The 13,034-nt window shown below is 44.7% G+C and carries 15 protein-coding genes; 12 read left to right on the forward strand and 3 right to left on the reverse strand.

The genetic code is table 11. The annotated features are described in order from the left end of the window. The first annotated feature begins 414 nt into the window (after positions 1-414). From AC1DXF_RS16920 to AC1DXF_RS16935, 4 genes are all read left to right on the forward strand, one after another. On the forward strand, positions 415-1,038 hold the full coding sequence (locus tag AC1DXF_RS16920; protein WP_477449904.1) for a class I SAM-dependent methyltransferase: 624 nt from the start codon (positions 415-417) through the stop codon (positions 1,036-1,038). A gap of 11 nt (positions 1,039-1,049) precedes the next feature. After that, positions 1,050-1,580: a heme-binding beta-barrel domain-containing protein gene (locus AC1DXF_RS16925; protein ID WP_477449905.1), complete on the forward strand. Its 531-nt coding sequence runs from the start codon at positions 1,050-1,052 to the stop codon at positions 1,578-1,580. 203 nt (positions 1,581-1,783) lie between these two features. Beyond that, positions 1,784-2,272 (forward strand): cytidine deaminase, encoded by a 489-nt coding sequence (locus AC1DXF_RS16930; protein ID WP_477449906.1) that lies wholly within the window; start codon positions 1,784-1,786, stop codon positions 2,270-2,272. 3 nt (positions 2,273-2,275) lie between these two features. Beyond that, positions 2,276-2,935, forward strand: a complete 660-nt coding sequence (locus tag AC1DXF_RS16935) for a GDSL-type esterase/lipase family protein (RefSeq protein ID WP_477449907.1) — start codon at positions 2,276-2,278, stop codon at positions 2,933-2,935. 272 nt (positions 2,936-3,207) lie between these two features. Here AC1DXF_RS16935 and AC1DXF_RS16940 read toward each other — a convergent pair whose 3' ends face one another. Then, positions 3,208-3,636, reverse strand: a complete 429-nt coding sequence (locus AC1DXF_RS16940; RefSeq protein ID WP_477449908.1) for a nuclear transport factor 2 family protein — start codon at positions 3,634-3,636, stop codon at positions 3,208-3,210. Positions 3,637-3,803: 167 nt separating this feature from the next. On the opposite strand from AC1DXF_RS16940, the gene AC1DXF_RS16945 reads away from it, so the two are divergent. Then, on the forward strand, positions 3,804-4,316 hold the full coding sequence (locus tag AC1DXF_RS16945; protein WP_477449909.1) for a YdeI/OmpD-associated family protein: 513 nt from the start codon (positions 3,804-3,806) through the stop codon (positions 4,314-4,316). A 6-nt stretch (positions 4,317-4,322) separates the two neighbouring features. On the opposite strand, the gene AC1DXF_RS16950 is transcribed toward AC1DXF_RS16945, so the two are convergent. Beyond that, positions 4,323-4,730 (reverse strand): DUF2251 domain-containing protein, encoded by a 408-nt coding sequence (locus AC1DXF_RS16950; protein WP_477449910.1) that lies wholly within the window; start codon positions 4,728-4,730, stop codon positions 4,323-4,325. A 110-nt stretch (positions 4,731-4,840) separates the two neighbouring features. On the opposite strand from AC1DXF_RS16950, the gene AC1DXF_RS16955 reads away from it, so the two are divergent. After that, positions 4,841-5,359 carry an OmpH/Skp family outer membrane protein gene (locus AC1DXF_RS16955; protein WP_477449911.1) on the forward strand — a complete coding sequence of 173 codons (519 nt, stop codon included), beginning with the start codon at positions 4,841-4,843 and terminating at the stop codon, positions 5,357-5,359. Between the two features lie 29 nt (positions 5,360-5,388). Here the strand turns inward: AC1DXF_RS16955 and AC1DXF_RS16960 are convergent, their stop codons facing one another. Then, entirely contained in the window at positions 5,389-7,278 is a 1,890-nt protein-coding gene (locus AC1DXF_RS16960) for a patatin-like phospholipase family protein (protein ID WP_477449912.1), read from the reverse strand. A gap of 473 nt (positions 7,279-7,751) precedes the next feature. Between AC1DXF_RS16960 and AC1DXF_RS16965 the strand changes: the two genes are divergently transcribed. From AC1DXF_RS16965 to hutU, 6 genes are all read left to right on the forward strand, one after another. Beyond that, complete coding sequence (locus tag AC1DXF_RS16965; protein WP_477449913.1) at positions 7,752-8,132, forward strand: VOC family protein; 381 nt, start codon at positions 7,752-7,754, stop codon at positions 8,130-8,132. Positions 8,133-8,301: 169 nt separating this feature from the next. After that, entirely contained in the window at positions 8,302-8,547 is a 246-nt protein-coding gene (locus AC1DXF_RS16970; protein ID WP_477449914.1) for a hypothetical protein, read from the forward strand. A 115-nt stretch (positions 8,548-8,662) separates the two neighbouring features. Further along, the gene (locus tag AC1DXF_RS16975) at positions 8,663-9,043 is read left to right on the forward strand and encodes a hypothetical protein (RefSeq protein WP_477449915.1); all 381 of its coding nucleotides are present in this window, start codon (positions 8,663-8,665) and stop codon (positions 9,041-9,043) included. 109 nt (positions 9,044-9,152) lie between these two features. Then, the gene (locus tag AC1DXF_RS16980; RefSeq protein WP_477449916.1) at positions 9,153-9,662 is read left to right on the forward strand and encodes a MarR family winged helix-turn-helix transcriptional regulator; all 510 of its coding nucleotides are present in this window, start codon (positions 9,153-9,155) and stop codon (positions 9,660-9,662) included. Further along, entirely contained in the window at positions 9,655-11,214 is a 1,560-nt protein-coding gene (gene hutH / locus AC1DXF_RS16985) for a histidine ammonia-lyase (protein WP_477449917.1), read from the forward strand. Before AC1DXF_RS16980 ends, hutH begins: the two co-directional genes overlap by 8 nt. Further along, positions 11,192-12,865: a urocanate hydratase gene (gene hutU / locus AC1DXF_RS16990; protein ID WP_477449918.1), complete on the forward strand. Its 1,674-nt coding sequence runs from the start codon at positions 11,192-11,194 to the stop codon at positions 12,863-12,865. The genes hutH and hutU overlap by 23 nt, the downstream gene beginning before the upstream one ends. The last annotated feature ends 169 nt before the right edge of the window (positions 12,866-13,034 follow it).

Below are 13,034 nucleotides of genomic sequence, written 5' to 3' on the forward strand. Positions count from 1 at the left end.
GCCCAAGTCTTGTGTAAAGGGCATAGCGATGGGGACTTGTGATTGTTTTAGCTCTGAAATATGCAAAATCCTGTAATCTGATAAATCTGCTTAATCCAAGTTCAGACAAACTTCCCCCGCGATAGGGATGGAAACGGATACCGGCCAGCGCCTAATGCCTTGTGCGCGTATGAGTGCACAGCCCGGGCCAAAGGCATCGCCATAATTAGATTTGAGGCAGGAAAAAGAGTGCCAGGCAAATTATCCCAACTATTCAGCTCCAGCGGCCTGCCTAACCATCCTCACCATCGGCCCCGCCTTTTTTTAAAACGGTAAGCCTACACACAACGATAAACTCCGATATTTGCAACAACAGGGTAATCATCAAAATACTTTTCTTATTTTAGTATTGTTAATTTCACAAAACATCATAAAATGTCTGATCGGAAATTGCATTGGGAGGCTGTTTTTACCAATAAGCAGCCGCATGAAGTAAGCTGGACACAGGAGGTCCCCCAAACTTCGCTGAATTTTATAGCCAGCTTTAATTTGCCCAAAACTGCCGGTATAATTGATATCGGCGGCGGCGATAGCCGGCTGGTAGATTTTTTGCTGGAAAATGGCTACCGCGACATTACTGTACTGGATATATCTGAACAGGCCCTGGAACGGGCAAAAGCGCGCCTGGGGCCTAAAGAAAACCTGGTAAAATGGATTGTATGTGACATTACCGGCTTTGAAACCCAACGGCAGTATGACATCTGGCATGACCGGGCCGCATTTCACTTTTTAACTCCGGAGGCACAGGTTGAAAAGTATCTTGCCGTTGCCCAAAAAGCAGTAAGCGGGTTTATGGCCATCGGCACGTTTTCGGAGCAGGGGCCCATGAAATGCAGCGGGCTGGAGGTGCAGCAGTATTCGGAAGATAAACTGCAGGAGAAACTGGCCGGGGCTTTTCAAAAGATCAGGTGCATTACCGAAGATCATGTTACGCCGTTTAAAACAATACAAAACTTCCTTTTTTGCAGTTTTTCGGCAAAAAAGGCCTTACCCAATTAAGCCACCAGTTGATGAAGAAGCTATTATTTATAATGTTTTTTGTGCCGGTAATAGGCCTGGCGCAGACTTCCAAAAGAGACAGTTTATGGCTGCCCATGAATTATTTTGTTGGAAAATGGCAAGGCGAAGGTAAAGGGGAACCAGGCGCCGGGAAGTACGAACGCACTTACCAATGGATAATGAATAAAAGGTACATACAGGTAAACAACAGATCGACGTACCCGCCTGCCGCCGTCAATAAAAATAAGGGCGAAGTTCATGAAGATATAGGATACATTAGTTATGATGGTGGCAAAAAATCTTTTATGCTAAGACAGTTCCACACGGAGGGCTTTGTTAACCAGTACAAACTGGACCATATATCGGCAGATAAAAAAACAATCGTTTTTGTTTCTGAAGCTATTGAGAATATCCCGGCGGGATACCGTGCCCGGGAAACCTACATTATTCATGACGAACATCATTTTACAGAAACGTTTGAAATTGCAGAGCCAGGCAAAGCGTTTGAACTTTACACCGAAACTCATTTAAAAAGGCAATAAGCTTTCACAGAGCGGCAGAATTTAGCCAAACGTTGCGGAGATGGATGGAATTGATCGTAAATGCAATTTTCTGTTCAAACAAAACATATATCACAAATATTCATTACCTTGTATCCCCCTATTCTTTAAATGAATGGGGGGATAGTTTTTTATATAACCTTTAAAAAGAAAATCCCCTCCTTTGGAGCGGGCAGGGTGAGGCCATGACTAACCACGAAATTAAAATAGCTTTCGACGAATACGATACTATTGAACAATTGGACAAAACCGATTATAAGCTGTGCCTTGAAGCAGCCGAAGCATTAAAAAACTCTCATTCGCCATATTCAAAGTTTAGGGTAGGGGCGGCATTGCGGTTGCGAAGCGGCAAAATTATTTACGGCAGCAACCAGGAAAACGTAGCCTATCCCTCGGGATTATGTGCCGAGCGGGTTGCCTTGTTTTACTGGGGCGCCAACCACCCCAACGACCCGGTTGAAGCCATGGCCGTAACTGCCCAAACCGACGAGTTTGAGCTTAGCCGGCCGGTAACCTCCTGCGGATCGTGCCTGCAGGTATTGGCCGAAGTGGAAAAAAAACAAAACAGGCCCATCAAAATTATATTATATGCACAGCAGGGGCCTGTTTGGGTAATACAGGGTATAGAAAACCAGTTGCCCTTTTTGTTTTTTGAAGAGCGCCTGACTACATAAAACATGAAATTAAAACTGTTTTTATTGCTGATAGGTTGTGCCTTTACAGCTAATTTGTTTGCGCAGCAAGGGTTTCCGTTTGATGACGAGATCCGGGCGTTTAAACACCAGGATAGCATCAGCTTCCCCAAAAAGGACGGCATATTGTTTATAGGCAGTTCGTCCATCCGCCTGTGGGCCGACCTGGAGCAGCGTTTTGCCGGCAAGCCCATCATTAAACGCGGCGTAGGCGGCAGCACCATTGAGCAATTGGTTGATTATTATACGCCCTATATCCTGTTCCCTTACCGGCCGCATAAGATATTTATCTACGCCGGCGAAAATGATATTGCCGCGGGCAAAACCGCCAAATTTGTGGCAGATGAGTTTGCTAAGCTGTGGGAGATGGTTCATGCAAGGCTGCCTAAAACAGAGGTCTATTATATGTCGGTAAAGCCAAGCCCATCGCGCGCCAAATATTATGCCGAAGTGTATAAAGCTAATAGTTTGATAAAAGCCTACCTGAAGAATAAGCCTAAGAGTCATTATGTAGATTTAGTACCGGCCATCTATAAACCCGGCACAACCCAACCGGATAGCAGCCTGTTTAAAGCCGACTACCTGCATTTGAACCCGAAAGGCTATGATAAATGGGAAAAGGTGCTGAAGCCGCTGGTGAATTAATGCACACGAATTGCACGAATTGGATCGCATTGACACGAATGGATTGCATACGAATTTCATGAATTGATACGAATTTTATAGAATAGAATGCGGTATATTGATGCGAACTTTTTAGAACCGCCAGTTAAATGGCAAACCTGATTAACCTTAATTCGTGCAATTCGAATAAATTCGTGCAATTCGTGTTTATAAATTCGTGTGCAAAAAAAAGGCCCCGCCTGGCGGGGCCTATACTTACTTACATTATAAACACTAAACTAAAACTCTCTTTTTTATTTAAAAACGCTGTATACGTTGGTAATTTTCCAGCCTTTGCCGGTATTGGCAACGGTTACGTAGTTGGTGCGCACAAAGCCGTCAAACTGCATGTCTACTTTTACAACGGCCATGTCGGAGTTACTTTCCATAATGGTGGTGCTAGTGGTACAATTTTGCTCGATATTTTTGTTTGATTTTACCGACTCGATCATTTCGTTTTTGGTAAAGCTTAATACGTTTTTACCACGTAACATATTAAATTTAGCCGATTGGTCAACCACATCGCCAAGGCCCTGGATTTTGCCGCGGGTCATGGCATCTACGTAAGTGTTAATTGCGAAATTGCGGGTCAGGTTGTCGCCTTCGGCTATTACGTTTGCTTTGGCTGCGCCACATACTATTACTAAAGCTACTGCTGCGATTATTGATTTTAGGGTTTTCATATTGTTGTTGTTTTGAGGTTATTTGTTTTTTAATTTATATCTATAAGACAGCGGTACTATTCCATTCGTTACACCTAAATCAATAGATTTGTACGATTTAACAAACATTTAACAATTGGTATTTTTTATTAAATATTTAGCAACAGAAATATAATATATACCGTGCTATGGTCGATTTTACTACCATTATTTTGCAATTTGCTGAACAGGGCGAAAAAACCGGGTGGACTTATATCGAAATTCCGGCGGACGTTGCCCAGGAAATGAAGCCGGGGAATAAAAAATCTTTCCGGGTGAGGGGCAAACTCGATAACCTTGGCGTGCGCGGCATGGCCCTGATGCCCATGGGCGAGGGCAACTTTATTATGGCGCTGAAAAAAGATGTTTGCAAGGCACTGCATAAAAGCCGCGGCGCCATGCTGCGCGCGCAGCTTGAACCCGACGACGATTTTAAATTCGCCATCCCGGCCGACCTGCTGGAATGTTTTGAATACGAACCCGAAGGCGAGTCCTTTTTTTACAGCCTTGCCGAAAGTCACCGCGGCTATTTTATAAAATGGATAGATAGCGCCAAAACCGACGCCACCCGCGCCAACCGGATAGCCAGCACCATAAACGCCATGGTAAGGCGAATGGATTACGGAATGATGCTGCGGGAATTGAAAAAAATGAGGGAGTAGCCCAAACTATTTCCCCATCAATAACTTATCTATCAACTCGTCTGTCAATACAGTTCGTTCATTATCAGTTCTCCATTTGCCATTGCTGGGCGGGAAGGCATTGCGGGAATATCCAACTTTGTTTTTAAAATCAAATATGGCGTGGCAGTAGTTATTGATTAATAACGAGGCTAATTGCCAGTCGTCGGTCCATGCTATTTTGATGTTGCAGGGTATGGCTTTGTCTGTTACGTCGGCTACATTATAAATATGTACGGCATCCAGGATTGTCTGGCCCGGCATTTTTCCTATTGCGTAAAAATATCCTGTTGTTAAGTCATCTTCAAAAACAACGCCGTGCGATGAATCAGGTACAACGCTATCCAGGAATGTATCCTCGCCAACAATAAATTCTTCTTCTACTTCTAAAATCATAAGGGGGCGAAGTTACATTAAGGGGGCGAATTTTATTTCAGATCGAATTAACAGATTTTAACAATATCAAATGCGGCTCGCGGCGGAAATGGAATATATCTTTGTTTTATATGAAAAGGCCGTTTCTGATCTTATTAACGTTGTTATGCATTGCGTTGGCAAGCAATAAAGCCACAGCCCAGGTAAAAATAGGCTACATTGATCTCGATACTTTAATGGCTCAAATGCCCGAAACTAAAGATGTGAAGAAGCAAATGGATGCTTTTACAAAACCATTTATTGATCATTTAACAAAAATGAACGATGATTATACAAGTTATTTGCCTGCTTATGTTGATCGCACCATGACAGATTCTATCCGGGCTGTAGAAAGTAAAAAGTTGCAGATGATTCAAAAAGAAATGCAAGATTTTCAAGATAACGCCATCGTGCAGATAGAAGAAAAAAAGAAAGAATTGACGAAGCCTATATTGGACAAAGCAATAGCCATAATCAAAGACATAGCCACAGAAAACGGAATCGGCTATGTGATAGATTCGTCAAAAAACACCAGGCTAATTGTTGCTTTTGTCGCTTCGGACGGAGTTAACCTGATGGATGCCGCGAAAGCCAAATTAGGTATTAGGTGAATGCCCGGCATTTGATCAGGCTTTTTCCCTTAATCAACGCTGGTTGCTTTCATATCATCCATCTTCCAATCATCCGGAAACGGAATTTCTTTCATCGTAACCTCTTTAAAGCCCGGCACCTTAAAATCCAATCCCAATTGGTTGTAATAGAAAAAAGGATTGGTTTTAAAGGCCTCGTAATCTGCCAGCATTTGTTGTTCTAATTTTATTAAGCGGTTACGGTATTTGCTGTCAAAAGGGGCTTCTCCCGGCTTTATAGCCAGTAGCCTTGTAATATGCTGCAACAGGTTATAGCAGGTGGTAAATTGTCCGCAGGCTATTATACAGGCCTCGCTATGCTCTTGCTCAGTGGATTGTTTATCAAACCACAATGTAGTGCCCATATTAAAGGCCACCTGGGCTACAATCTGCATATCGCGGCTTGGATTGAGTACTGGTGGTGTTGGCGACCGGTAGCCGTTATCGGCTTTACGGTTAATATCGTTTGAAAACGAAAGGTCGTAAATATGATTGCCCTTGCCCCGGTTTTTCCACTGCGGCGAAAAATAAAATTTATTGTAAAGCAGTTGCCTTATCCGTTTTAAAAATATGCTCAGGTTAAGCATCAGCACCGAGTTTGCCCGGGCTATTATCATTTGTTTAATAACGCTTAATGGTGTTTTTGCAAAATAGCCAACCAGCAACGTAATTATCCGCTCGGTAAAGTTCTTTTTAAAGTTTACTATCAATGCCGAGTTCGCGGCACCCAGTAGCTGGCTTCTTAAATAGAGCGTAAACACCAAGAAAATTAATGGCAGGGTAATAAGCAAGGAGCAGCCTACGGTTAATAAAGCGTAATTGTGCTTTATACCATACCAGGCACCTGCCGATAATACGGCGATAACAGCGGCGGCTATAAACATGAGCCCCCTAATGGACAGTTCCCAGCCTTTTTTTATTTCGGGCATTACGTAAGGCGTAATAAAATGGCTGCCCACATCATTAACCATCAGGAAATCAAAATGCCGCAGGTCGGTTTCGTGCCGGGTTCGGCGGCCATCGGCATACATCATGCTTTGAAGGCCCTGGTTGTCGGTAATGCCGCCATCCATCAGCCCAAAGTGTTTTTTGCTTATAAATTCCTTTTCCTGTTTATCGCCGGTTTGCGGCAGCATGGTAAGGGCGTTTTTCAATTCGGCCGGGTACAGGCCTGGGTATGTAAAATCATCAGGAAATATTATGGGCTCAAAACCCGCTGGAAAGCACGACGAAGCCGCCAGTATATCGCCCAGTTTAAGTTTGCCCGCTATTTTTTCATTAAGGTATATCACCATATTGCCGTAGGTAAAATAGGGGTCTTTACCGGCATCGGGCACCAGTTTGATATCCTGCCTAAAGGATTGGCCTGTAAAAAACTCGGTGGCGTTAAAGCAAACTTCCTGTAAGTGTTTACCGGGCGCCCCGTCATGACAAAGCGATTCAAGATCGGCGTGATCAAATAAATATTTATCGTAAGCCAACGAAAACGCGTTAATAATATTGCGGCTCTTAAGCTCCCGGGTTTTCCAGTATTTTTTATCGGCCAGCATTTCCATCGCGTTTTTTAACAGCTCGTCGCCGGTTAGCGCCGTTAAAAGTTTGCTATAGAAATCGCCGAAGCTTTTGCCCTTGCCGTTATACAAGGCATACAGCGTGGTTGCTATGGTGCCGCCCGATGCCGACGACATATAGCTAACCCTTTGCAGCATGCTGAGGCCAAAAAGCTCGTCGGCGGTATCATCAAATTTTACCTTATCAAGGTACGACAGTACACCTAATGAAAACGCGGCTGCACGGAAGCCTCCACCCGAAAATGCGAGGGCGATGCTGTCAAACGGTTTAATTACGGCAACCTCGAGCTTGTTTTCTGAAAGAGGTTCGGGAGCTGGTATCTTTTCCATAGTAGCATAGGTTTGGTTGTATAAATTTAGGTAAATTATTATATAATAGCATGTTGTGTAAATAAAAAGCTAATGGATGTTTAAGATGGTTTTGCGGGTTATTATATTGATGAACCGCTGGCAATTTGACTGGGGAATCAGGTTAGTAAAATCGTTATCGTAATTCTTTTTAAGCTTACCAAAAAGGTGGGGCTCGGGATCAATACCGATAGGTTCAATGCTGACCAACCGTACATTATTTAACAATCAGGTATTTTTGCTGTGGGCGGATAAATAAAAATTGCCAGCAGCGTTGAAGATTTAAAAACAGATTTGGTAATATCCGAAAATAGAAGGAAATTGCCCGGAAGGTTGTGCATAAAGAAATATTTAATTATTGATAAATATTCTTTGAATATATTGGTTGATAACGCAATACATAACTTTTTCTTCCGGTTTTATATCAATTTTTTAATCTTACAACACGTTTAAATATGAAAAAAGTAACGGGCATAGGCGGCGTATTTTTTAAATGCGAGAACCCGCAAAGTATGAACGAATGGTATGCCAAAAACCTTGGATTGCCTTCCGGTGAATACGGAACAACCTTTGAATGGCGCGAGGCAGATGATCCCTCGAAAACAGGATCAACATCCTGGTGTACGTTTCCGCAGGATACCAAATATTTCAATCCCTCCACAAAGCCTTTTATGATTAATTACCGGGTAGAAAACCTGGCTGCGCTGGTTGACGAGCTAAAAAAAGAAAACGTGACTATTGTTGATGAAATTGCTGAGTATGACTATGGCAAATTCGTCCATGTGCTGGATCCCGAAGGCAACATTATTGAGCTTTGGGAACCCAAAGATGAATAGGGGCAGGATAACGCAGCTGGGTTAACCATAGTTTAGATATGAAATATAGCGATGGTTTTGAATCCTAAATGGTCGGCATTTTTTAAATTCAATGAATGTATTCGTCCAATATCCTTAAACATTGCGTAAATTCGATATGATTTGTAATTAGAAGATCAAATGATGCCCCATGGAAAGACCTGTTTTTTTGGAAAAATTGTTATCTAACATTGATAACATTCACGAACTGGGAAGGCAACGCGCCTTTGAACTTGGTAACCCATTTTATGCAAAATACGAAGGCGATGGCGAGTACTACACCAAGGAATTACCCACCGGCGAACGGTATCTGGTTAGCGTTGAAATTATTGTAGACGAAAATGACATGCCAGTTCAAGTAAAAGATACGGTCATCAAGGAGCTAAGTTCTCAATGAAGCAACCTAAGTTTGTATTTGTGGCTGGTTGTAACGCTGCTGGTAAGTCAAGTTTTATCCGTACGCGAATAAGGAGACGGTCTTTAACGACTCAAGCTTTAAAGACCTGGTAGATTTGGCACGAGATGCTGGTTATTATACTTCATTAGTAGTTTTGTTTTTAGATAATCCTCAACAATCTGTGGCACGGGTGGCGTTTCGCAGTATAGAACAAGGCGGGTTGGAGATAAGCGGAGGCAATATTAAAATAAACTTTAATGAAAGCTTTAAAAATGCAGCCACCTACTTTTTTTATTTTGACCACTCAGAATTTATATATACCGGAATTACCAACAAAAATATTTCGATAATGAGTTTTCAGAAGTCTATACTTACTCGTTATCTTGCTAATAGCTTACTGTATCCACAAAAATTTGCACATTATTCTTTTAAAAATGAGCGATTGAGCAGCGCCGCTTTTGATATCATAACGGCAAACCTTAATTATCATATCTAAATTAGCAGTAACGCTTGCTCCAGGCTTCCAGTTCGGGTTTTATTAATAACTCCAAAAAATTCTTTCCCAAAACATTTGCATTTATATAAGCACTTATATAAATTGCACTATGAATTTATATCAAAGCCTGGGTTATTTGGTATTGGGTAGCAGGTTAAGGCGGTTAAGCGAAGCTTTTTTGGCCGAGATTAACCGTGTTTACCAAAATGAGGGGATAGATTTTGATGCCAGCTGGTTCCCGGTATTTTATTTGTTATCAAAAAACGACGCGCTTTCTATCAAGGAACTGAGCGAACAGATAGAAGTTTCGCACCCGGCGGCAAGCCAGCTGATTACCAATTTAAAAAACCGCGGCCTGGTTACCAGCGCTACTTGTGCCGATGATGGCCGCAGGCAACTGGTTACTTTAACCGATAGCGGCCGCGCGTTGCTGAAACAGATATTGCCGGTGTGGGACGCCATAGGCCAGGCCATGGTACAGCTTGTAGATAACGATGCCATATCAAAACAATTGTTGCCGGCTATTACAGCTGTCGAAAATACTTTCCGCTCAAGCAACCTGTCTGCCGCTATCGGCGAAAAATTAACATCCAACTTAAAAATCGCCGGTCATGAATAATATTTTCAACTACGGCACAGATCATTTAACCATCGGCACTTGCCTCGATATTGCCGCAGGCAAAACCAGGGGCATAATTAATGCGGATGCCGATGAAGCCATCCGTACGTCGTGGGGCGAGGTTGCAAAAATTGTTCATGCGCAAAAGCCGGTTTATGGCATTAATACAGGTTTTGGCCCGCTATGCGATACACATATATCCGAGGCCGATACCAGTTTGCTGCAAAGCAATATCCTTAAAAGCCATAGCGTAGGAGTGGGCAAACCTATCCCGCAGGAGATAGCCAAACTGATGCTGATAACCAAAGTGCATGCCTTGGCGCAAGGGTTCTCGGGCGTTGCACCGGATACTTTAACACGCATCATCTGGCATATCAACAACGATATTGTGCCCATCGTTCCCGAAAAAGGCTCTGTAGGCGCATCCGGCGATTTGGCCCCGTTATCGCATTTGTTTTTGCCGCTGATAGGTTTGGGCGAGGTTTATGAAAATGGCGAACGCAAACCAGCGGGCCAGGTGTTACAAAGCCATAACCTGCAACCATTGGTGTTGGGCCCTAAAGAGGGGCTTGCCCTAATCAATGGCACTCAATTTATATTAGCTTTCGCGATAAAAGCCGTTCAGCGTTTGGACGATGCGCTGAACCGGGCCGACCTGATTGGCGCCATGTCTTTAGAAGGGCTGATGGGCTCGGTAAGGCCTTTTGATGCCCGTATCCATGCTTTACGCCCATTTAAAGGCACTAAAATGGTTGCCGACCGGCTGTTTACACTATTAAACGGATCAGAGATCAATTCGTCACACATTAATTGCGATAGGGTGCAAGATCCTTATTCATTACGTTGTATGCCGCAGGTACACGGCGCATCGCGTAACGCCTGGCTGCATTTAAAAGAACTTACCGAAATAGAGCTAAACTCGGTTACCGATAACCCCGTTATTTTTAGTGCCGATGATACCATTAGCGGCGGCAACTTTCACGGGCAGCCATTGGCCTTGCCGTTAGATTACGCCACCGTGGCCGCTGCCGAACTGGGCAATATAGCCGACAGGCGCTGCTACCTCATGAGCGAAGGCCGTTATGGTTTACCCAAACTGCTCACCCGTGATGCAGGCTTAAACTCGGGCCTGATGATACCGCAATACACCACTGCGGCTTTGGTTACCGAAAATAAAACCCTGTGTTTCCCGGCCAGCGCCGATAGCGTGCCTACTTCATTAGGGCAGGAAGATCATGTATCCATGGGGTCCATCAGCGGGCGCAAGCTGCACATGGTATTAGATAATATCGAATACATCCAGGCCATCGAGTTGCTTTATGCGGCGCAGGCAATGGATTTTCGCAGGCCATTAAAATCAACACCGGTGGTAGAGGCGATGCATGAATGTGTGCGCCAATATGTTCCGTTCATAAATAACGACCGCGTTTTTGCGGATGATATTAACCGTTTACATCAAATTATTACCGATGGCTCTTTTTTGGCAACTGCCGATAACGCTGCTATTCATCACCACATAACCCTCAGCCATGACGAGTTCGGAATTTATTAATACCTACGCCAGCCACCCGGTGTACAAAGCGCCCCGTGGTATGCAGCTGCACGCCAAAAGCTGGCAAACCGAAGCTCCTTTGCGGATGCTCCTCAATAACCTTGATGACGAGGTTGCCGAAAACCCTGCCGAGCTGGTGGTGTACGGTGGCATTGGCCAGGCTGCCCGCAACCCCGAATCGCTCAGGAAAATTATTGAGTTGTTGCTGGAGCTCGATGAGTATCACTCTTTACTGGTACAATCGGGCAAGCCGGTAGGTATTATCCGAAGCCATCCCGAAGCACCGCGTGTTTTAATAGCCAACAGCAACCTGGTTCCCGCCTGGGCCAACTGGGAGCATTTTAATGATCTGCGCGCCAAAGGCCTGATGATGTACGGCCAGATGACCGCCGGCAGCTGGATATATATAGGTACACAAGGTATTTTGCAAGGCACCTACGAAACCTTTGTAGAGTGCGGCAACCAGCATTTTAATGGCGATTTGGCCGGCAAGCTGATTGTAAGCGCCGGTTTAGGCGGTATGGGTGGTGCTCAGCCATTGGCGGCAACCATGGCAGGAGGCGTATTTTTAGGTGCCGATGTGGATGCAACGCGTATACAAAAAAGGTTGGATTCTCAATATATCGACAGGATGACCCACTCTTACGAAGAAGCCATCGGCTGGGTAAAAGAAGCTATCCACAAAAAAGAAACCCTGTCTGTAGGCTTGGTAAGCGATGCGGGCGACCTATTGGAAAGATTGCTGATTGACAACTTTATCCCTGATATTTTAACCGACCAGACATCGGCACATGATCCCTTGAACGGGTATATCCCGAATGGTCTGTCGTTAACGGAAGCGTTGGATTTACGCAAAAGCGCTCCGGTAGAATATAAGCGCCTATCGTTAAAAAGTATGGCCCGGCATGTAGGCCTGATGCTGGAATTACAAAACCGCGGTGCCATAACTTTCGATTACGGCAACAATCTCCGCGAGTTTGCCCGGCAGGGGGGCGAACCGGATGCATTCAATTTCCCCGGATTTACACCGGCTTATATCCGCCCTTTGTTTTGCGAGGGTAAAGGGCCGTTCAGGTGGGTAGCTTTATCCGGCGATCCGGAGGATATTTATACTACTGATAGGGCATTGATGGAACTGTTCCCTGACGATAAACCCCTGGCCAAATGGCTGACCAATGCAAGAGAAAAGATATCCTTCCAGGGACTGCCTGCCCGTATTTGCTGGCTGGGCATGGGCGACAGGGAGAAAGCCGGGTTGCTGTTTAATGAGCTGGTAAAATCCGGTAAAGTAAAAGGCCCGATAGTGATAGGCCGCGACCACCTGGATTGTGGCTCGGTAGCATCGCCTAATCGCGAAACCGAATCGATGAAAGATGGCTCAGATGCCGTGTCAGACTGGCCGCTGCTCAACCTGATGGCCAACGCATCAGGCGGCGCCACCTGGATCTCGTTTCACCACGGCGGCGGGGTAGGCATGGGGTACTCTCAGCATGCCGGCATGGTAGTACTGGCCGATGGCACCGAACGCGCCGCTATCTGCCTCAAACGTGTTTTATATAACGACCCGGCGATGGGTATTTTCAGGCACACCGATGCCGGATATGATAAGGCTGAAGAGTGGGCGGAGAAGTTTGGGTTGAAGGTGTGGTAAGCGGGCTGAAAGCTTAAGGCATACAGCCGAAAGCAATAATACAACATGAAATTTGAGATACAAAATCAAACTATGTCATTGCGAGGAACGAAGCAATCTCATAACTATGCATGACCGATACGCAAATCCGATATGCGTGGCGACGAGATTGCCGCGCTATCGCTCGCAA

The sequence above is a fragment of the Mucilaginibacter sp. P2_A5 genome (genome assembly GCF_056404995.1).